This is a genomic window from Balneolaceae bacterium, from assembly GCA_034521495.1.
Lineage (GTDB): Bacteria > Bacteroidota > Rhodothermia > Balneolales > Balneolaceae > Rhodohalobacter.
On sequence record JAXHMK010000013.1, the window covers coordinates 75,854 to 96,735 of the forward strand.

At 41.2% G+C, this 20,882-nt stretch carries 17 protein-coding genes; 8 read left to right on the forward strand and 9 right to left on the reverse strand.

Annotated elements, in window-relative coordinates:
- Positions 1 to 76: 76 nt before the first annotated feature.
- Together U5K72_13945 and U5K72_13950 are read left to right on the forward strand one after the other, a co-directional pair.
- Positions 77 to 424: a cupin domain-containing protein gene (locus U5K72_13945; GenBank protein MDZ7719913.1), complete on the forward strand. Its 348-nt coding sequence runs from the start codon at positions 77 to 79 to the stop codon at positions 422 to 424.
- A gap of 277 nt (positions 425 to 701) precedes the next feature.
- Entirely contained in the window at positions 702 to 1,319 is a 618-nt protein-coding gene (locus tag U5K72_13950) for a helix-turn-helix domain-containing protein (protein ID MDZ7719914.1), read from the forward strand.
- Positions 1,320 to 1,346: 27 nt separating this feature from the next.
- Here U5K72_13950 and U5K72_13955 read toward each other — a convergent pair whose 3' ends face one another.
- From U5K72_13955 to U5K72_13975, 5 genes are all read right to left on the reverse strand, one after another.
- Positions 1,347 to 2,807 carry an alpha-amylase gene (locus U5K72_13955; protein ID MDZ7719915.1) on the reverse strand — a complete coding sequence of 487 codons (1,461 nt, stop codon included), beginning with the start codon at positions 2,805 to 2,807 and terminating at the stop codon, positions 1,347 to 1,349.
- A 1,091-nt stretch (positions 2,808 to 3,898) separates the two neighbouring features.
- Positions 3,899 to 5,026 carry an AI-2E family transporter gene (locus U5K72_13960; protein ID MDZ7719916.1) on the reverse strand — a complete coding sequence of 376 codons (1,128 nt, stop codon included), beginning with the start codon at positions 5,024 to 5,026 and terminating at the stop codon, positions 3,899 to 3,901.
- 8 nt (positions 5,027 to 5,034) lie between these two features.
- Positions 5,035 to 6,534: a M48 family metalloprotease gene (locus tag U5K72_13965; protein MDZ7719917.1), complete on the reverse strand. Its 1,500-nt coding sequence runs from the start codon at positions 6,532 to 6,534 to the stop codon at positions 5,035 to 5,037.
- Positions 6,535 to 6,817: 283 nt separating this feature from the next.
- Entirely contained in the window at positions 6,818 to 7,015 is a 198-nt protein-coding gene (locus U5K72_13970; protein ID MDZ7719918.1) for a hypothetical protein, read from the reverse strand.
- 959 nt (positions 7,016 to 7,974) lie between these two features.
- Entirely contained in the window at positions 7,975 to 9,093 is a 1,119-nt protein-coding gene (locus U5K72_13975; protein ID MDZ7719919.1) for an acyl-CoA desaturase, read from the reverse strand.
- 346 nt (positions 9,094 to 9,439) lie between these two features.
- Here U5K72_13975 and U5K72_13980 point away from each other — a divergent pair, with 346 nt between their 5' ends.
- The 3 genes from U5K72_13980 (at position 9,440) to U5K72_13990 (ending at position 12,898) form a co-directional block, all read left to right on the forward strand.
- Positions 9,440 to 9,787, forward strand: coding sequence for a cupin domain-containing protein (locus tag U5K72_13980; protein ID MDZ7719920.1), 348 nt, complete (start codon positions 9,440 to 9,442; stop codon positions 9,785 to 9,787).
- 277 nt (positions 9,788 to 10,064) lie between these two features.
- Entirely contained in the window at positions 10,065 to 10,697 is a 633-nt protein-coding gene (locus tag U5K72_13985) for a helix-turn-helix domain-containing protein (protein MDZ7719921.1), read from the forward strand.
- Positions 10,698 to 12,238: 1,541 nt separating this feature from the next.
- Complete coding sequence (locus tag U5K72_13990) at positions 12,239 to 12,898, forward strand: hypothetical protein (GenBank protein ID MDZ7719922.1); 660 nt, start codon at positions 12,239 to 12,241, stop codon at positions 12,896 to 12,898.
- A gap of 765 nt (positions 12,899 to 13,663) precedes the next feature.
- On the opposite strand, the gene U5K72_13995 is transcribed toward U5K72_13990, so the two are convergent.
- The 4 genes from U5K72_13995 to U5K72_14010 all read right to left on the reverse strand — a co-directional run bounded on the left by U5K72_13995 (position 13,664) and on the right by U5K72_14010 (position 16,775).
- Positions 13,664 to 13,873: an SHOCT domain-containing protein gene (locus U5K72_13995; protein MDZ7719923.1), complete on the reverse strand. Its 210-nt coding sequence runs from the start codon at positions 13,871 to 13,873 to the stop codon at positions 13,664 to 13,666.
- Between the two features lie 98 nt (positions 13,874 to 13,971).
- Positions 13,972 to 14,469: a DUF411 domain-containing protein gene (locus U5K72_14000; protein ID MDZ7719924.1), complete on the reverse strand. Its 498-nt coding sequence runs from the start codon at positions 14,467 to 14,469 to the stop codon at positions 13,972 to 13,974.
- 75 nt (positions 14,470 to 14,544) lie between these two features.
- A complete protein-coding gene (locus U5K72_14005) occupies positions 14,545 to 15,924 on the reverse strand; it encodes an MBL fold metallo-hydrolase (GenBank protein MDZ7719925.1) in 1,380 nt (459 codons plus the stop codon).
- Complete coding sequence (locus U5K72_14010) at positions 15,921 to 16,775, reverse strand: restriction endonuclease (GenBank protein ID MDZ7719926.1); 855 nt, start codon at positions 16,773 to 16,775, stop codon at positions 15,921 to 15,923. The genes U5K72_14005 and U5K72_14010 overlap by 4 nt, the downstream gene beginning before the upstream one ends.
- Positions 16,776 to 17,095: 320 nt before the next feature.
- On the opposite strand from U5K72_14010, the gene U5K72_14015 reads away from it, so the two are divergent.
- From U5K72_14015 to U5K72_14025, 3 genes are all read left to right on the forward strand, one after another.
- Complete coding sequence (locus U5K72_14015; protein MDZ7719927.1) at positions 17,096 to 17,542, forward strand: hypothetical protein; 447 nt, start codon at positions 17,096 to 17,098, stop codon at positions 17,540 to 17,542.
- Between the two features lie 78 nt (positions 17,543 to 17,620).
- Positions 17,621 to 18,424, forward strand: coding sequence for a FixH family protein (locus tag U5K72_14020; GenBank protein MDZ7719928.1), 804 nt, complete (start codon positions 17,621 to 17,623; stop codon positions 18,422 to 18,424).
- Positions 18,425 to 18,759: 335 nt separating this feature from the next.
- Positions 18,760 to 20,882, forward strand: a 2,123-nt coding sequence (locus tag U5K72_14025; GenBank protein ID MDZ7719929.1) for a TonB-dependent receptor, incomplete at its 3' end; no start/stop codon positions are given.

Below are 20,882 nucleotides of genomic sequence, written 5' to 3' on the forward strand. Positions count from 1 at the left end.
GGTAACGCAACAGATTGAAAATAAACGTTAGATTTTGTTTGGTTGTCATTGCTCATTAATTAGTTATTTCAAAAAAATGGAACCGTTGGAGTTTGAAAAATCAAAAGCGATGATTGTTGTTGAAATCATTGAATACGTTCCGGATTCGGTTCTTATTAAAACGATTATCAAGAAATCGACAGGGAATATAAACGCTTTATCTTTTGATGCGGGAGAAAAATTAGAGCAAAAAACATCACCGTTTGATACATTCATCCAAATTATTGACGGCAAGGCAGAAATTATTATCAACGATGTTTCAATATTGCTGGAAATTGGAAATGCAATAATCATACCGGCACATGCCCGGAATTCTATAAAAGCCAATGACAGGTTTAAAATGATATCAACCGTTATTAAAAGCGGTTATGAGGATGTGAGTTGAAGCATTCAGACTTTGTAGGAAAAAATAACCCGTGGATTTTGATATACCTGTAATTTCTGTAAAAGTTTCTCAGAAAGGTGTAAGAGGTAAGTAATACGATATCCCTATTTTTTGGAATACAACAAAGAGACCAACATACAGTAAGCAATCTACCAGAAAGAGAGAAAAGCGTAAGGGAAAGACAGGAATTTAAACACTTGTCTTTCCTTTTATTATAAAAGGCATACATTGCATAAATACACTAAGACAGTAAATACTATAAAATATTAATTATTTTATGAGTAAAGCAGGTTTAAAGAAGCGTGAACAAATGGAAGTTGTGAGCAAAAAACTCTATGTGAAATATATGGTGAGCTTACGATGCAAGTTAATTCTGAAGGAAGAATTAAAAAATCTCAATATAAAATATTCCATTTCAGTGCACGGCGCTATCATTTTTCATGAAGCGATTACAGAATATCGGCTAAATGAATTGAATCAGAATTTGCAAAAATCCGGACTGCTATTGCTGGATGAACCGAATAGTTTACTGATTGATAAAATCATAAATACCATTATTGAAGTAATTCACTATTCCGAAGAGTTGCCAAAGGTGAATTTTTCAGATGTTATCAGTGATAAGCTTGGGTCTGATAATGAATCTATTTTAAAAATATTTTCGGATGTGAAAGGAATGTCTGTTATGCAATTTATAATCCTTCAGAAAATTGAACGCATTAAAGAGTTGTTACTTTATAAGGAGTTGACACTTCAGGAGATCGCCAAAAAACTTTATTACAAAAATGAAGATCTTCTGATTGCTCAATTCAAAAAACATACGGGCCTCACTCCAGCCTATTTTAAAAAGTTAAGAAAAGAACGTTTAAATCTTTCTGAGGGAGTTCGTTCTTCTTAAAAAACACGTCGGGTAATATAGTTTAATCTAAAGTGGTTTAATTCCGAGGCTAGCCCATCCATCCTCGTTTGTCGTTACCGTGCCTTTTATATGCTTTGTAATATCAACGTAGATTGTATCAGGGGAGCCTGTCTCCATATTCTTTCTACCTTCACCTCCATTGCTGAGCAAAACGGCCATTCCATGCTGCTCTCCATGTTCTCCTTTATTCCCCATTCGTGTCCAGCCGATACAGTTTGGATGATCAAAATAATCATTCTGCTCATCGTGGGCATATTCTTTTCGGACAAATAAGAACTGGTCAATTAACCATTTATGAGAAGCCATCGACACCTCATGTTCATTTCCATCATTGCCTTTATCTTTATAATCAGCCCCGTAGTAATCGGCTGCAAAAACACAGGGATATCCATCTTTTCGTAAAAGTATCATTGCATAAGCCAACGGCTTGAACCAGGATTCAACTATGGATTCAAGGGACTGCAGCGGCTGGGTATCGTGATTGCTGACAAGAGTAACGGCATGATTTGGATGATCTTCAACAAGGGTATTATTGAAAATTGTCGACAGGTCAAAATCTTCACCTTCTTTGCCGGCACGTGCAAAATTAAAATGCAATTTCACATCAAAAAGCATCATGCTCCCTTCTGTTTTTTTGATAAAGTGATCTAATGCATCGCTCTCACCCGACCAGTACTCGCCCACAGCAAACAGATCTTTACCGGTGTGATAGCGAACATGCGCCAGCCAATCAAGAAAAAAATTGGATCTTACGTGCTTTACGGCATCAAAACGGAAACCATTAACGCCTGTAGTTTCCATGAACCATTCTCCCCAATAGAACAGCTCTTTTTGCACATCGGGATTATTGATATCGAGATTACAACCCATCAGGTAATCAAAATTTCCCTTTTCCACGTCTACACTTTCATCAAATACTTTCCCTTCAAACAGGTAGATGGCATCTGTTTCATCTTCGAGGGCGTTATAATCGGCTGCGTTAAAATGCCACCAGTGCCACTTAAGTTCGGAGTATTTATTATTTCGCCCCGGGAAATTGAAATGTGTCCAGGCCTTAATTTCCTGCAATTCTCCTATGGGTTCCTTTCTGTTTTCGGGATTGTATGGAGTGGCTTTAAACTCTTCAGCTTCATCAGCGCCAAGCCTGTGATTAAACACAACATCGGCGTATACCTGGAGGCCTGCTTCTTGTGCAGCCTTTATGCCTTCCAGGTACTCCTCGCGCGTACCGTATTTCGTTCGAACGGACCCTTTCTGATCGAATTCCCCCAGGTCAAAGAGATCATAGACTCCATAGCCTACATCATATCCTCCCGCTGCACCTTTATAGGACGGCGGCAGCCAAACAGCAGTTATACCGGCTTCAGCCAGTGCTTTTGCATTTTCTGCCAATTGTTTCCACAAAGCTCCATCAGCAGGAGTATACCAGTGGAAATACTGCATCATTACACCGTTAGACGTCTCCATATTGACCTATTTCATGTAAGTTTTTTAGGCTTCGAATCTTAATATCGGTTCGCCAATTTGATTTAAATCTTCATTTTAAATGTAGGGCTCTTGATGCTTTTAAACGTTACACAGTTATGGTAGCAATTACATGTTTTACATGTTCCATTTTGGATAACCTCGAAATTAAACCACTTATGATTAATAACGAGATGTGAATTATGTAATTATTTATTCATAAAGTGTAAATCAATTCCCTTTCCGTTTAATTAGTATCAAGTCTAACCCCGTTATTTTAATCTGTGATACTCTTCCTTCAAATTAATTAAACGATGTCGATAGACTTCAGGATCAGCCTAAAAAGAATTATTCTGGCAGTTGCAGGCATACTCGTTCTGTTCCTGATGGGTACGGTTGTGTACTTCATTGCCGCTCTTGCAAATTTGCGAATAACAGAAGAGGACGTCAATAACCGATCATTGTGCAACAAGATCTCAGGCTGGGCAATTTCAAAAGTGCTGGGGCCTTATATTTGATCCCGAAAACAGTTAAAACATGGGTTTGATTTCTAATATGTCTAATAGTATCGATGAAAGTCCCCTCCTTTCCTGTTTTGAAGGTTATCATAATCTCAACAGCATCAAAGAAAACCGTTCCTGACGTACCTTGTCCATCCTTTCATTTGCGATAGCTGATATTTCCATCACTCAGGGAAAGGCTGTCAAGGGTCACGCTAAAGGGCAGGTTTGAGAATTGGGTGTTGATAAGAGGACGTTCATTCTTGGGTTTATCAGGATGGTTTTTGTCACGGGAAATCTCTAAATCAAGCTTTTGAACGGTAAAATTCCGGGCTTTAAAATGTCTGTTTGCAATCAACTCATCAACATCTAATGCATGTAATTAACCAGAGCAAAACCAGAATGAATATTGTTCCGAATAACCATCGGACCTTCTGCGATTTATCGGTTTTTTCTTTATTCAAAGGTTAATTGTTAGGTGGTTGATTTAGGAATTCACAAATTAAAATCTAAAGTGACACTCTTTTTACGGCATTTACAAGATTTACAATTACCCTGTGAATATTAAATGTCATCCTATGAAATAACTATTTACTATTTCTCTGAGTTTGCTTCTTCATGTTCTTGTTTATCACTCTCTTCATACTCGTTATAGTCAACAATACTTCCTAAGAGGTAACCATAGGGTTTTAATTCGGCAACTTGAGAAAACCCGACTCTCATGATTCCAATAAGTGGTATAGAGAGAATTATACCTGCGATTCCCCAGACCTTTGCGCCCAAAAGCAATACGATAATGGCCATAAATGGATTGATGGAGACTTTTGAACCAACGATTCTTGGAGTGAGGTAGCTGCTTTCAAGAAGTTGTACTACAGCAAAAACCGCAGTGACCAGTAGCGGCAACAAAAGTGTATCGTAGAAAAGGAATGAATAAAGTACAGCAGGAAGTGCCCCTATTATTGCACCCACAAACGGGATAATAGCCATCATTGATGCAAATATCGCGAAGGGAATAGCAAAATCTAGGCCTACGATCAACAGTCCTATTGAATTTAAGACGGCCATGATTCCGAGCACAGTGAATAGTCCCACAAGGTAGTTCTGTGTTACATGTTGAACTCTTAGTAAAATCTTATCAATATCAGATTTGTGGCTCCTCTCAAATACTTTCTGAAGAAAGGTTTTGTACATCGCTTTGTAGTAGAGCATGAAAAAAATAAAAATGGGCATAAACGCCAAAAAGGTAACTGTGCCGGTTGTAGCCTGTGCCAAAGAGTTTATGAACTCACCACCTGCTTCAAATAAACTTTCAATAGCATTTTTTGCGTACTCGGTTTGTTTTTCCTGAGAAATTCCTGAAAACCTTTCAACAGCAACAGCTCCTTCAGCCAGTGTACTTTTGAGTTTTTCAGTAGTTTCGGGGAGATTGTCAGAAAACTCGACTGCCCGCACGGTTACCAAAGTCAAAATACCTGAAAAGACCACTGTGATTAAAAGTAATACAAGTATGATGCTAAACACACGCCCCAATTTCCATGCCTCAAATTGTTCTACAACCGGGTTCAGTAACATCGAAATGATGGCGGCAAAAGCAAGGGGCATCAGAATAAATTTCCCAAAGTTTAAAACAACTACCAACATGCAGAGTCCAAACAGAATAAGAGTTGCTTTCAACCAGAATGGATAGGACTGAGGTGGTGTAAATATTTGGTTTTCCATCTCTTATTCTATCTCGGGATCTTTATCCACGTACCGCTTTCGATACGCTCATCGAGGCCTACCTGGTTCATAATGGCAAGATCTTCGGGTGTAACGGTTATGGTAAGGCTTTCGAGATTGTTAGGGAGGAAGGACCGGAATGTGCCCGAACGGGTGGTTTTAAAGGATTGCAGGCGAACCGGCTGAATACTTAAAATGCCTGAATCAGTCAGCTCTCTAAAGCCGTTGGTTATCTGTTGAAAGCGAGGGCCATAGGTTCCGTAGTTGTCAAGCGTGGTGTAGTTCACAAACCGATAAATCATACCATCGTACTCTATAGAATAGAGATAGAATTTGAGTTGAGTTCCATCTTCGGTATTCCCGGTGGCTTCTGCCCGGAATGCTCGAAGTCCTCTGCTGGTTGTACTCGATTTTCCTGTTGTGGTAATACCCTCTTGATTTAAAAACTCGTTAACCGAGGCCTCTGCATTTGCCGATTCGTTGTCCAACCTCATAATTGAAACCGCGTTCTGATCGCTATTGACTACGGCTACAAGCGACCGCTGGTTTATTATCTGCCAGCCGTCCGGGTAGGAGAATTGAAATTTCATTTCCGGGTGATAGAACGTACCGTTTCGTGTAAATCCTTCGCGGGGATTTTCACCATAGATCATGTTATCAAGCATACCCATGTACTGATCGGTATTTACAACTGTCTGTTCATATCCTTTGGCTCTCCATTCTTCTGCAAGTTGGGGGATAGATGTTGCCCTTTCAGCGGGATCGGGGTGTGTTGATTGCCAGCTTGGAATACTTTGCCCGGATTGGGCAGACATTCGCTCCAGCGATACGAAAAATTGCGCGCCTTCAGCCGATTTATAACGCTGCATAGAGGCGTATTCTACCCCAAGACGATCGGATTCCCTTTCGTCTTCTCTGCCGTAACTTAAAAACAACATCTGTGCCGCCATGCTGCCCATACCAAGAATATCACCTCCGGGAATTCCCAGGAATTGTTGACCGGCTATGGCTCCCCCGATCAAAGCGATTTGTCCTATTTGTTGCTCAAAAGCACGTTGGGAGGCGTGGCGTGCGGCCACATGGCCAATTTCATGTCCCAAAACCACGGCGAGCTGAGCTTCATTATCAAGATGAGATAACAGCCCCCTGGTTACATAAATGTATCCGCCGGGCAGGGCAAAAGCGTTGACGACCGGGCTGTCTAAAAGACGGAAGTAAAATTCCGTATCCCTATACTGATTTGGTGTATCGGCACGCTGCATATGGCTTACGGCCAGCATCTCCTGCCCTATTTTATCGACATATTTCTGCAGTGCATCATTACTATATAACCCGTAAAACTGTTGAATCTCCTGATCGGCGTCTTTGCCAATCTGTTTTTCCTGATTCCAGCTATAGCCATATGCACGTTTGTCTCCGGTTATTGCACTTTTTTGAATACTGCAGGCAGAAACCAACAGGCCGACAATAAGTACCAGAAAAGTGTTCTTTAAAATTGATTTCACCATTGTTTACTCCTGATTAAGCGGCTTGATAATTAACGTGAGTTTGACGTTAGCTTTCACTGTTCATTTTTTGGGCTTTTTTAACGTCATCCTGAGCTTGACTCAGGATTTCGTTCGAAAATAAAGGCTGGAGATTCTGAGTCAAGCTCAGAATGACCCATTTGAGGTTCGTTTCTGTTAACTCGAACTTACGTTAATCATGTATCTCCTTAATCCCTTTATTGCTCAAAAAAGGATCATGGATCTTTTGGTTATGGATTCATTTCACGAGAAACGACTTCTGTGTTTATTTGGATCGATAAAGAACCAAACCAACTACAAGCACGATTACAGAAATCAGAACCGGGACAATGTCTCCCGTACTGACCGCTACATCTGCTCCAAATACTTGAAAAGATTCTGAATCGGCCAGGTATTGATATCCGAAATATAGAATACCTATCGCTCCGCCAATGCTTAAAATACTGCCTACTGTTTGTTTCATTTTTTAAAATCGATTATTTATGCTTTGATGTATAAATATGAATGCTCTATACGTCAGGAATGTGGTCATTTCCTTTAAAAAATGCGGTATACATAACTTGTAATACTTTACACATATCACAGATTTTAAAGCTCGGTGTAGATTTGTACAGATTGATTTAAATCATTCGTGGTTTTTGAGATCCCTCGATTCCACTACCAATGACAGATTCATAAAATACTTTCGCGAGCAATCCCTTCACCACTACCTGACAGATTCATAAAATACTTCTTTATGCAACTCAAAAGCCACATACCATTTCTTCCCTATTACTTTTGGACCGCCAAAAGGTTTCAAAAACTCCCGGCTGTGATTGCTTCGGGCATGGTTTGCCGCACGGGTACACTCTGCGAATGCTCACAAGGTGAGCGCACAGCGCGTTTGTCATCGCTCGAACGCAGTGCCAGTGTTGCAAACCACGCCGATTCCTCACCAATCAAGGCCGAAGGACGAAAGTCCTAACTTATTATTGAAAGTTGGATCTACAGGTAAGTTTTCTGTCATCTCTTCAATGGTGTTGCCCGTTTTTCGGCAAAATTAAGCAACCTGCCGCTTTCTCACTTCACGTTTGTCATCCCGACCAAGTGAGCACAGCGAACGCGTGGAGGGATCTCATCGATAACCAATAATGGCTTTTTTCTGCATCAAGACCTTCACCTATAAAAAAGTAAGAAGATGTGTCCACACGATAGGAGACTTCGGGGCTGTCAGAGTTCGGATCTACGCCTCAAAACACAAGTTTCATCCACCACAGTAGTACTGCGTTGTGGCAGGAACCGGAAAAGCACCGGTGCTCTGGCAGGTTGCTAACCAGAGAACTTGAAAGAGTACTGAGCAGAGCGAAGGTCCTGCCAGAGTTCGAACCTTTGGGATTAGCGATGATTTCAATTAATATAATGCCCCGCAACTCTGCCAGGTCGCTAAGCATGTACACCCCTTGTTTCTGTATAAGTGAAATCAGGATCGCCAAATTTTTTGAGGGTACGGTAATGAGAGGCCAGCGCTTCAAAAAAGGTCTCATGATGATTGTAGGGAATATTGAACTCATCGGCTGTTTTTTCAACGATAGGGCTGATAGCCGGGTAGTGAATACTGCAAACTCTCGGGAAAAGATGGTGTTCAATCTGAAAATTGAGTCCGCCAACAAACCAGCATAACGCTTTATTATCACGCGCAAAATTGTTGGTCGTCACCATTTCGTGAATCATCCAGTGCTCGTCTATCATATTATCTTCGTCCGGAAGAGGATGATCGGTCCCCTCAACCACATGGGCAAGCTGAAAGACCATCCCGATAATTACACCGGCTGTAAACTGAAGAGTGAGAAAACCAATGATAAGATGAACCCAGCTAATATCAAGCAGGAGCATGGGTAAAACCAGGATATAAGCATAGTACATTCCTTTGGTTACAAACAGGATGATCCATTCGCTGAGTGGGTGATTTTTGTTGTTATACGGGCCGATATTTGTCTTCAGAAAATTTTTATAGTCTTTGATGAACACCCAGGTTACCATGGCCAGGCTATAGGCAAAAAAAGCAAGAATGTGCTGAACACGATGGATCATCTTATGCTCTGAGTGAGGGGAAAGACGGATAAAGCCCGCTATTTCCAGGTCCTCATCGTGGCCGTGAATATTGGTATAAGTGTGGTGAATAATGTTATGAGTAATTTTCCACATATAGCCGTTAGCCCCAAGCAGATTGAATGTATATCCCAGGGCGTTATTTATATGTTTGTTTGATGAATAGGCGCCGTGAAGTGCATCGTGCGAAATGGAAAAACCGATACCGGCCGTTCCTACTCCCATCAAAAATGTTAAAAACCACATGGTGCCGAGAGAAAACTGCCCTGAGATAATGAGCGCATAGGAGCCAAGATACACACTTAACATCACCACGGTTTTTACAACCATCTGAACGTTGGCGTGTTTGGAGAGTTCATTCTCCTGGAAATACTGGTCAACCCGCTGCTTTACGGTTTTACTGAATTCCCGGCTTGTGCGGTTGTTAAAGGTGACTTTTTCTACATTTTTCATGGTAAATGATCTGTCTGATTACTGCATATACGGGTTAAAAAATATGGCAATGATTTGGGGTGCATATTGCAAAGACTTGGCATAATGTTACATATATCCCACATTTGGTTGGTTCATTCGGAGATTTCTGAGCAAGGAGTTGTAGCTGATGGGTTTAAAAAGTAAGGGATGTAAAACAGAAATCAAATATCAGTAATGTGTGTAACGATGAGGTAGTTGAGTGTAACGGATATGGTTCATCATATTTGTAAACTTATTACGAACAGAAAAGGGTAACGCAACAGATTGGAAATAAAGGTTAGATTTTGATTGTTGTTATTGCTCATTAATTAGTTATCTCAAAAAAATGGAACCGTTGGAGTTTGAAAAATCAAAAGCGATGATTGTTGTTGAAATCATTGAATACGTTCCGGATTCGGTTCTTATTAAAACGATTATCAAGAAATCGACAGGGAATATAAACGCTTTATCTTTTGATGCGGGAGAAAAATTAGAGCAAAAAACATCACCGTTTGATACATTCATCCAAATTATTGACGGCAAGGCAGAAATTATTATCAACGATGTTTCAATATTGCTGGAAATTGGAAATGCAATAATCATACCGGCACATGCCCGGAATTCTATAAAAGCCAATGACAGGTTTAAAATGATATCAACCGTTATTAAAAGCGGTTATGAGGATGTGAGTTGAAGCATTCAGACTTTGTAGGAAAAAATAACCCGTGGATTTTGATATACCTGTAATTTCTGTAAAAGTTTCTCAGAAAGGTGTAAGAGGTCAGTGATACGATATCCCTATTTTTTGGAATACAACAAAGAGACCAACATACAGTAAGCAATCTACCAGAAAGAGAGAAAAGCGTAAGGGAAAGACAGGAATTTAAACACTTGTCTTTCCTTTTATTATAAAATGCATACATTGCATAAATACACCATGATAGTAAATACTATAAAATATTACTTATTTTATGAGTAAAGCAGGTTTAAAGAAGCGTGAACAAATGGAAGTTGTGAGCAAAAAACTCTATGTGAAATATATGGTGAGCTTACGATGCAAGTTAATTCTGAAGGAAGAATTAAAAAATCTCAATATAAAATATTCCATTTCAGTGCACGGCGCTATCATTTTTCATGAAGCGATTACAGAATATCGGCTAAATGAATTGAATCAGAATTTGCAAAAATCCGGACTGCTATTGCTGGATGAACCGAATAGTTTACTGATTGATAAAATCATAAATACCATTATTGAAGTAATTCACTATTCCGAAGAGTTGCCAAAGGTGAATTTTTCAGATGTTATCAGTGATAAGCTTGGGTCTGATAATGAATCTATTTTAAAAATATTTTCGGATGTGAAAGGAATGTCTGTTATGCAATTTATAATTCTTCAGAAAGTTGAACGCATTAAAGAGTTGTTACTTTATGAGGAGTTGACACTTCAGGAGATCGCCAAAAAACTTTATTACAAAAATGAAGATCTTCTGATTGCTCAATTCAAAAAACATACGGGCCTCACTCCTGCCTATTTTAAAAAGTTAAGAAAAGAGCGTTTAAATCTTTCTGAGGGAGTTCGTTCTTCTAAAAAACACGTCGGGTAATATAGTTTAATCTAAAGTGGTTTAATTCCGAGGCTGTCCAAAAAGGATGTCATTCTGAACTCGATTCAGAATCTCCACTCTTTAACTATGCTTGGAGATACCGGATCGGGGTCCGGTATGACAAAAATGAGAATATTGATTTCCCTCACATCCTTTTTGGACAGGCTCAAAAAGACTAAAATCCCCTTTTTGAAGGGGGAAGCGAACTTGTCCGCGGTACAAGACTTTGGAAAGCGGGCGGAGAGAGCTGGGGGATGACTTTCGAAGTTCTGGAATGCCCAATTCTTGGTTTTGATGCATAGACGATCATCCCCCATTGCCCCCTTCGAAGGGCAGACATTGCCCATCTGATTTTATCATTATTGATGTAAACTGTTGCCATCCAATAGATACAGTCATTAGGTTTTTTTTGTAAAGAAATATGAGAAGAGATCCCGAGGCGGTGGACCACGGACGGGCAACACGTATTATCGAGGGGGTTCCGGTAATACCATGGGAAAGGCTGTCCCCTCCGAATCCCGAATACGCCGGTCAATCCAACCCTCGAACTCGTACGAAGCTTTTCAACATCCGGCGGCTCGGGTTTGGGGTTGGCTGCCTCCTACCCCCAGGCGGCGTTCGGACTCTCTCCTCACTCTGCCTGGGGCTGTGCTCTTCAGACTCTTTCAGAGTCGGATGTCTGCCCTTCATGACTTCACAGGATTTTTAAAATCTTTTGACCAAAAATTAGATGAACTCAATATCTGCTCCATCCATACCCGGAATCTTCATGGGCTTAAGATTATATGGGTATTGTCAGCTTCAAAGGGGGGCACCCCTGAACCCTGACATTACCCATGTAATTTCAAATATGACTAATTTAGTCTATGTAAAGTATTGGTAATGATTGACGTAAAGCTGTTAGGTATATTTTCGAAAAATATCTGTTTATCATTTTAAAAATAGATTTGCAATACGCTTTTTGAAAGATGAATAATAGGTGCTTCAACATCTATTCATTGCTGTTTTAGAGTTGATTTATTTTAGGGTCAGAACAACTCCGGCCTCGAAAGAATTGGCGGATTGAGGGAGCCTGAAGATCTGCGGAGACCTTTTATCATACCGGCTCTTAACGATGTTAACAAGCTATAAACGCGGTGGACCATTGATAAAAGGTAGCAGAGATTCAGTGACCGCCGCCAATTCTTTCACCGCCTTGAATTTTTGGTTCTTTTGTTTCGAAGCATCAAAATGAACAAGGTGAACGTTACGGTTGATAGCCTATTATTATGAATGATACTCAACCTTTCCAATAAACCTTGATAAAGATATCATCTCAAAAATTGAGATTTTATGGGTAATGTCAGCCCCTGAACCACCACTTATCTCGACCTGCCTTTCATTATATATCTGTATCTGCCTTCGCTTTTTAAAACAGTGATCTATGTAAGCATTTGCAAGCCCGATGTAAGGCTTCTTGCCGGTATTATGATCATATTATCTTTGTGATAATTATTTCACAACTGTCTCGCAAGATGCGGAAAATTTTAAAGTCCACGATTATGATACATTTAAACCGGCCAGGCACCTATCTCGCAATGCTGTTCCTGGCAACAGTAATCACTTTCACTTCATGTTCAACTACCGGAATGCAACGTTCTGAAGAGGTTCAATCTACCATGAAAACAGTAGATAACAACATCAAAAAAACGATTGTACAACTTGATGCCATCGGAGCTTCCCTGGATGAATTGACCAAACCCGGCCAGGCAGATGTGAAGAGAGCTTTCGAACTCTATTCGAAAAACGTCTCAAAAATTAAGGATATGCAGAAAGATTTTGATAAACATGCTGATGAAATGAAAGAGAGCGGAAAGGAGTATTTCTCGGAATGGGATAAAAAAGATAAAAAATACGACAATCCTGAAATTCAGAAACGAAGTAATGAACGCCGTGCAGCACTGGGTAATATCTATGATAAAATTGCCGAGAACAGTGTGGGTGTAAAAAAGGCTTTCAAAACATATGTCTCTGACGTAAATCAAATACAGGCCTACATGTCGAACGACTTGACGACTAAGGGCATAGCATCCATCGCTTCTCTGTCAGACCAGACAGTCAGGAATGGCAACTATCTTAAAAATGAGCTGGTAAATCTGCAATCTGCGATTGAAGATGCCAGATCTGAAATGACCCAAAGCGGCATTTCAATGAATGAATAGAGAGTAAAAGAGAGGTTAGTTTTACCTCATCAAGAATTGAGACAGGCACTTTTCGATAACTCGTAATTTGGAATCAAAAAACCAGGTTATGACACATCGGGAAGTGTCTTTTTTTTATGGGGGAATGGATATGGTTCAGGAGACGGGGAACCTCTTTGAATCTGCTTTTTGGGCTATTTTTACACCTGTGAGAGGTTGGCTGCTATTCAATTTTGCAAAACCCATAATCTTGAATAAAACCATGGTACTATTCTGGAAGATATGAAATGTACCAAAGCGCTACTTGACAAAAAAATAGGAGAAGTTACCCTGATATTTTCAAATGTAAAACAACTAATGACAAATATAATCAATAATTGATAATCTTTTGACTTAAGTGAAAATAGTAAACATGAGAGTGTAATGGGCCTGTGAATAGTTGGCGGGAAAAGGACATCGAGATAACCGTGAGAAGAATCCTTTCATACCGGTGCATAGAGCGAAATGTAAAGGCTGAAAGTCGTGATGGACCGATTGAAAGGATTCATTTCACGGTTCAACTCGTTGTCCTTTTGCCGCCAAGTATTCACAGCCAATTGATTCTATTTCTATAGGTTTCCATTTGTAAAATCAAGACAAAAGAATTGATACTATTATGTATAGATGTATTACATCATAGAATTTGGGGTAAGTCCTCAGAAAAATAGAGGATGACAGCAGCAAATTTTTTGGATGTAGAAGTCTGGGATGCCAGTATCTCCTGATTGTCGGGAAAACGGAGAGATGCTAATCCGAAATATGTTTCTTCTTTCGTTCAAACTCCTCCTTGTCGATCTCTCCCTTTGCATATCGCTTTTTTAAGATCTCTAATGCTGTATTTTCTTCGGGATGCATGTTTCGCCGTACAAAATAACGGGTAACGAGGATCACCATGAGGATAAGAACCGCCCACCATGTGAGTGTTATCCAACTATCTATTCCATCTACCCAGTGCATAATTTAAACCAGATTTTAAATTTTTGTTATTCAGCAACAACTTCCTCTGTTGCATCAGGTTACATAACAAATATCAGGAATTGTGCGATCAGACAGATCTAATGATGTGTATTATAGACGGTGGTATTCTCCTCATCAAAAAGAACGGTTTGATATTCTTCGTCTGAAGGCATATCCATTCCCGGTGAGTTGACCGGCATTCCCGGAACGGAGAGCCCAATGGCATCGGGCTTTTCTTCCAGGAGCCTCACAATATCTTCAACCGGAACATGTCCTTCAATCACATATCCGTCAACAACCGCCGTATGGCAGGAGCTTAACTGATCGGGGACACCGTGATCTCTTTTGATACCGTACACATTCATTGTTTCTTCGGTAGTCACGTCTACACCGTGATCTTCCAGGTATTCAGCCCATTTTACACAACAACCGCAGGTGGGGCTGTGATACATGGTGAGAGAAATACCCTCAGCATTTACAGTTTCTGATTCTGTAAAAGGAACCGCAAATGATTCGCCCTGGAACATGTAGATCCAGAAAACAGTGCTTGCGATGATAAACGCTGCGACCAGGGAATAAAAAAGTTTGTTGCTCATAATAGTTTAAAATATAAGTCGTAAAAATTGATTCAGTTGGTAATAATATTTTTTAGCGGAGATTGATGAATAAGATCAATCAAAAGGTATCGTATCAATCTCAAAAAGATCAGGAATGTGGACATTCCAATTAAACTTGTCACTAATTTTGACTCGCAGCATATCCAATGCCTGAGGCTCACCGTGAATAAGATACACTTTTTCGGGTGTTTTTTTGATATCAGAAATCCACTCCAATAACTCCTGTTGATCAGCGTGACCGGAGAGGCCTTCGAGATATTCTATACGTGCTTTGACCGGAAAATATTTTCCATAAAATTTAATCTCATTCAATCCCTCAAGAAGTTGCCTGCCGCGTGTACCCTCCGCCTGGTATCCGGCAAGCATTACAGTTGTTTCGGGCCGGTCGATATATTGCTGAAGGTATGTAAGCACACGGCCGCCGGTCACCATTCCGCTGCCTGCAATAATTATTTTCGATTGTGGATCGTCGATGATCTCCCAGGTTTCTTTAAAGGATGCTGTAACTCTCGCCTGATTGCACATTTGGGCACACTCATCTGAATTCAGTTTATGCCAATCTGTATGTTTTTGAAACAGTTCAAGAACATTAGCCCCCATCGGGCTGTCGAGAATGATGGGTATGGAGGCGGGAATTTTATCCTGCATGCGAAGCTGCCACAACAGGTAGAGAAGCAATTGGGCTCGTTCAACTGCAAAACTCGGAATAATTACCGTGCCTTTTTTCTCATAGGTCTCAAGTATAATCTGCTGCATTTCATCCAGCGTCGATTTATTGGGATGGAGACGATCACCATACGTGCTTTCCAAAAATAAAAAATCCGCTTTTTTGGGTTTCTTTGGTTTTCGAAGGAGTGGATCAGAGGGACGTCCGACATCCCCGGAAAAGAGAAACCGTTTCCCATAAAGATCGAGTTCCAGGTAGGTGGATCCAAGGATGTGGCCATTGTATTGAAATCTCACGCGAATATTTTCACTGATCTGCATCCATTCCCCTTCATCCTGATGTTCAAAAAGAGGTATTGTTTTTTCAACATGTTCCAGTTTATAAAGCGGTTTGGCGGGATTGTGTTTTGTGTAATGCTCTTTGTTTGCCTTTTCAGCTTCCTCTTCCTGTATTTTGGCACTGTCTTCCAGGATTATTTTTGCAATATCAATTGTTGGAGCGGTCGCCCAAATGGGTCCTCTGTATCCCATTTTAACAAGATTTGGCAGGAAACCGGTGTGGTCCAGGTGACCGTGAGTTAGCAGTACCAGGTTGATCTCTGAAACCCGGATTGGAAGTTGATTCCAGTTTAACTGACGAATTTTTTTGATTCCCTGGAATAAACCACAATCAATAAGAATATTCTTCTCGGGCGATTCAATGAGAAATTTACTGCCGGTAACCGTGCCGGCCGCTCCCAGAAAATGGATCTTTACTGACGCACTCATTTTTCCTCCTGATCTCGATTACAGATACTTCCCGCTTCGTTTAAGATTTGAGTTTTCTTACGCTGATCGATTCCAATTTTATCAAGTATCTGCTCGTGCTCCAAAAGCTGCGAACAGAGAATGATATCCATCTCAAGGAGTTCCTGTTTTTCTGCTTTATCCAGGGATGAAAGGCAGGTTACCGGGTGGAGTTTCGCCCTGCTGATGAGATCTTTTAATCCTTCATTCTTTGGATAATCCCAGCTCAGAAGCTTTAATCCAATACATTCAGCATACTGTTGAGCATCTTTGGTAAACCGGGTGTTGGTAGCCACCCATCCTTTGTGAACTTTATTTTTATGTCCCGGCAGGCTCGTCCATTTGGTTTTCAGATCTAAAAAACGGGATTGAATATAGAGTGGAACTTTTACATCGCACGTATGTCCCTTTCGGTTATGAAACTTACATTCAATCATAAAATGCTCGTCGTCTTTTTGAGCAATCACATCAATCTCATGGGATACACAATCGCCTTCAACAATTTCTCCGACTTCGGTTTTGTATCCCTGCCTATTCAGAAGTTTTGCAATAAATTGTTCAAACGGGTACCCGGTCGGCCCGAGTTCAAGAATGGCATCTTTTAGTTTATATCTGCCAGCAAGCCGCTCAGATTCCTCCTGAAGAAGCCGAAAAGCTTCCCGGTAGATTTTCTGTGTTGAAATTCCATCATGAAGCAACTGATTGACAGCTTCTGCAATGCTGTTGATCGTTTCATCATTTGCCCCGGCACTTCGAAGCGATCTCCTTAGTTTCTTTTCTTCAAACGGCTCTTGCTCTCCGGATGCTTTTGTAACAAGAATAGGTTGTGTCATAGGGTTGATTCCTGTTGTGATATTTCACTCAAAATAATGAAAAGGAATGTACAACAACTGCTTCTATTCATGTTTCCATAATTATTTTTGAATTAATAGCATCCTAAACGATAAATAAGATTCAATCTATTGCCCCGGTCTTTAGGCCGGGGGTTAAAATGATGTTAAAAAAATCAGGGCTTCAGCCCTGCACAAACCCACTTCTGAAGGGCTAAAGCCCGGAGTTTATCTCTGTTGTGTTCCCCGCCCTGAAGGACGGGGTAATGGAGCATAGTTTTGAATTAAAATAAAATTCACAATCAAGTGGTATCTTTATCAGGATGAGTGCAGAGCGAACATATCACAGGTGGACCAATTTCCTGGTTATTGCTGTAATGATTTGGAATATTGCAGGATGGCTTGGTTTGGGTTTAACGATGAATCACACTCATACTCAGGATGAAGAAGGAACCTTTTGCGAAATTTCATTCTGTTATTGCGAAGTTGAAGAGGGTAAAAGTGTCTGTACGTGCCATCATAATGGTTTAGCGTCTCATGGTGAACATCACGGAGACAGTTCGAATGCTGAAAGCTGTTATTTCACGTCTTCCCATTCAAATGAGAACACAACTTCAGATGCTTTGATCGCTCTCAATAAAATCCAGGCGGCCTGCTCTGAAAAAAGTTCACCACCAATTCCACCTGCAAAAGACTCACCTTACCATTCGTATCCGGACTATACCCTGGATGGGGTCTATTCTGACCTGCTTCGCCCTCCCCGCGTTTAGCTTTGTTTTTAGGATTTATTATGGACTGTTGATAACGGCAGTCCTGTATTATTAATCAAAGCTAAACAGGTAGTACCCATGAATATTTTAAAACAATTGGGCCGTGTAACGGCCATGGCAGCATTGGTGTTGGCTGTCGTTTCTTGCAACACCAGCAATTCCGACTCTGAACTACAATTGATTCCTGTAAACTCCGTAACCGTACAGGACTACACCATCTCACTTTTCGGTGAGAAAGAACCTGAAACAGGATTTAACAACTTCTACTGGCAGATTGAGAAAAACGGGGATCTCATTGAGCCTCAGAGTCTTTCGGTCACTCCCATGATGGATATGGGCGAGATGAAACACTCATCTCCCTACACAGAACCGCAAACGGCCGCTGAAGATGACCGGTATCTCAAAAATATGGTTGTGTTCATTATGCCCAGCGGTACCATGGGCAGTTGGTCGGTTCCATTTGAAATTCTAACCCAGGCCGGTGATCTGATAGAAGGAGAGATGCCTGTTGAGGTAAACTCATCCTGGAAGCTGACCAGTGTGCGCAGTCAAAATGACAAGATCTATTTTATCACCTGGTATTCACCGCAAAATCCGGTCAGCGGGAATAATGAACTTGCATTCATGGTCCATACACGCGAGACAATGATGAGCTTTCCGCCTGTTTCCGACGCTGAACTTTCAGTGTATCCATATATGGATATGGGCGGCGGCAGCGGCCACTCTACCGATTTTACAAATCCCGTGGCCACCGGGTCTGGCATGTACGAGGGTGATATCAACTACAGCATGAGTGGTGTGTGGACAACGTCGGTTGAGTTAACCGTGAATGGAGAAACACTGCCTGAAGTAGTTTTTGAATACAGTGTTCAGGCAAAATAATCTCTTGTTCATAATTCAGGAGATCGAAGGTCCTTTAAACGCGCTAGTGCTATGTCAAGTATGAAATTTCGGTTTACTGAATGGAGTTATAATTTTCCCCTCCTTATGAAGGAGGGGCCTGGGTGGTTATTCTCCCTTGAGGGGAGTACGGCGAAGCCGGGAGGGTGTACATCCCCCTGCTCACTCTGTTCGCTTTCCCCTTCAAAGGGGGACTTTGAACCACCCCTTAATCCCCTCCTTGAAAAAGGAGGGGACTTTTTAACCAACATTTGATTCTTGACTCGACACTAGACAGATCTCCCACTTAGAACGACAAAAGACATAATCAAATTAATATGAAGAATTTTATATCTCTGGTGATCATAATGTTGATCGCTATCAGTAATGTATTCGGTCAGCAACAAATACGGGTTGTGGATGAAGAAAGTCAGTCACCCATTCCCGGGGCCCATATTCTCGATTCAAACGGTGAAGCCATTTCTATATCAGACAGAGATGGAATTTTTACTGTTGATCCGAAAGATTATCGGGTGATAACCATTACGGCAGTTGGCTTTAAAAACCGAAGTATTACTCTCGATTCCTCAGTCCACAGGATTGCATTGAGACCGGCGATTTTCCATCAAACAACGGAACTCCTGGTTGTTGGAAATGACGACCGGGACAATGTTCGATCCTATCAAAACCGGAAACCGTTACAGAGCATGGATGAGTTCCTGGAAAACGTGGATGGGGTTTCTATGACCAGGCGGGGAGCGTTTGGCTGGGAACCGGTAATCCGGGGCCAAAGTGATCAGCGTATGAATCTTGTGATCGACGGAATGCAGGTTTTTAAAGCCTGTGTGGATAAAATGGATCCCATCACCTCTTATGTGGAGATGAATAATTTATCCCGGCTGAAAATTGATAAAAGCGGAGCGGGCGTTGCTGAAAACGGAACAGGCAACAGTACGGTAAATCTCATCACTCAGAAAGCGGGTTCAGAACGATTGACGATGGATCTGAGCAGTGGAGTCAGGTTGCCCGACAACTACCGCACATTTCGGATGAGTGGAAATGTAGCCGATCAAACCGGAAAAAACAGTGTGCGATTTTCAGGCAGCTACAAAAAGGCGGATGATTTTAAAGCCGGGAATAATCAAACCGTAGAGAACACACAATATGAAAAGCTGAATCTGAATCTGAACTACCGGCATACTTTTACTTCAAATCACTCCATTGAACTGAACTACATTACGGACAAAGCTTATGATGTTGGATACCCCGCGCTGCTGATGGACGCGACGAAAGCACTGGCTGATATCGGGCAGGTGAAATTCAATTTTGCGTCCTCAAATAAACGTTTTCGCTTTACATCTATATCGCTTTATGCGAACGGAGTGCGGCACAATATGGACGATTATGAACGGGATGTTGCCAACCGAACCGTCATGCGCGGAATGTATATGCCGATGTACGGAACCACTACAACATTTGGGTCGAAGATAGCCGGTTCAGCTTCCGTAAAAACTCATTCATTCGATTGGTTTGTGGATGCATTTACCTCCGAAGCCTATGGGGATATGCTCATGCAGAGCCTGGATTCCTCCATCGAAGATATGATGATTTATAACCTGGATGACGTCCGAACAAACAACGCGGGTCTCGGCTTGAGGCACCGTTTCAATCTTTCCAATTCTCTGCTGTTGAAGGTAGAGGAGAACCTGCGGTTTAAAAGTTTGAATACTGGCAGTGAAACGCATCAATCCTTTTTTGAAGGTTTGTATGACCGTGATCTTTCTGCCCGTCAACGTATTCTACCGTCTGCATCCGCAAATCTGCTGTGGATGATCAATGACAGATGGAGTACAGGCGGAAGTGTAGTGTATTCCGAGCGGATGGGAAATCATATGGAGCTGTTCGGCCACTACATTTATAACTATACCGATGGTTACTTTTATGACGGCAATCCATGGCTGAAAACGGAGCGATCTCTCAATACGGAACTGAATGTAGCAAGAGAAACCAGTCATCAATCTCTTTCATTAACCGTTTTTCATAAACAGTATTTCAATTATATCGATGGAGTTTTATCAGAAGATGTTAGCAACAACGATTTCCGTTTTAAACGATATGCGAATGTGGGGGATGCAGTGATAATGGGGCTGGAGTTTCGGAGCCTTCATTCACTCAATAATTGGTTCAGGCTCGAAAATCGTCTTTCCTACCTCTATGCGCAGAATCAGACACTTGATGAACCTTTGCCGCTGATACCACCCTTGAAAGGGATCAGTACGGTTCATTTTCATACGGGCACTATTCGTGCAATGGCGGATATTGAGTGGGCGGCACCTCAAGAGCGGATCGCACAGATCTCATCCAATGAAGATGAAACGGAGGGTTATGCGGTTGTAAACGTAAGTGTTGAAAAAGGATGGGCCGATGATTCCGTGCAAACCATTCTTCAAATCAATAATCT

Bases quoted from the DNA above. Each gene is read 5' to 3' on its own strand.
- U5K72_13945 (MDZ7719913.1), top strand. From the start codon at position 77: ATGGAACCGTTGGAGTTTGAAAAATCAAAAGCGATGATTGTTGTTGAA.
- U5K72_13950 (MDZ7719914.1), top strand. From the start codon at position 702: ATGAGTAAAGCAGGTTTAAAGAAGCGTGAACAAATGGAAGTTGTGAGC.
- U5K72_13955 (MDZ7719915.1), bottom strand. From the start codon at position 2,807: ATGGAGACGTCTAACGGTGTAATGATGCAGTATTTCCACTGGTATACT.
- U5K72_13960 (MDZ7719916.1), bottom strand. From the start codon at position 5,026: ATGGAAAACCAAATATTTACACCACCTCAGTCCTATCCATTCTGGTTG.
- U5K72_13965 (MDZ7719917.1), bottom strand. From the start codon at position 6,534: ATGGTGAAATCAATTTTAAAGAACACTTTTCTGGTACTTATTGTCGGC.
- U5K72_13970 (MDZ7719918.1), bottom strand. From the start codon at position 7,015: ATGAAACAAACAGTAGGCAGTATTTTAAGCATTGGCGGAGCGATAGGT.
- U5K72_13975 (MDZ7719919.1), bottom strand. From the start codon at position 9,093: ATGAAAAATGTAGAAAAAGTCACCTTTAACAACCGCACAAGCCGGGAA.
- U5K72_13980 (MDZ7719920.1), top strand. From the start codon at position 9,440: ATGGAACCGTTGGAGTTTGAAAAATCAAAAGCGATGATTGTTGTTGAA.
- U5K72_13985 (MDZ7719921.1), top strand. From the start codon at position 10,065: ATGAGTAAAGCAGGTTTAAAGAAGCGTGAACAAATGGAAGTTGTGAGC.
- U5K72_13990 (MDZ7719922.1), top strand. From the start codon at position 12,239: ATGATACATTTAAACCGGCCAGGCACCTATCTCGCAATGCTGTTCCTG.
- U5K72_13995 (MDZ7719923.1), bottom strand. From the start codon at position 13,873: ATGCACTGGGTAGATGGAATAGATAGTTGGATAACACTCACATGGTGG.
- U5K72_14000 (MDZ7719924.1), bottom strand. From the start codon at position 14,469: ATGAGCAACAAACTTTTTTATTCCCTGGTCGCAGCGTTTATCATCGCA.
- U5K72_14005 (MDZ7719925.1), bottom strand. From the start codon at position 15,924: ATGAGTGCGTCAGTAAAGATCCATTTTCTGGGAGCGGCCGGCACGGTT.
- U5K72_14010 (MDZ7719926.1), bottom strand. From the start codon at position 16,775: ATGACACAACCTATTCTTGTTACAAAAGCATCCGGAGAGCAAGAGCCG.
- U5K72_14015 (MDZ7719927.1), top strand. From the start codon at position 17,096: ATGAGTGCAGAGCGAACATATCACAGGTGGACCAATTTCCTGGTTATT.
- U5K72_14020 (MDZ7719928.1), top strand. From the start codon at position 17,621: ATGAATATTTTAAAACAATTGGGCCGTGTAACGGCCATGGCAGCATTG.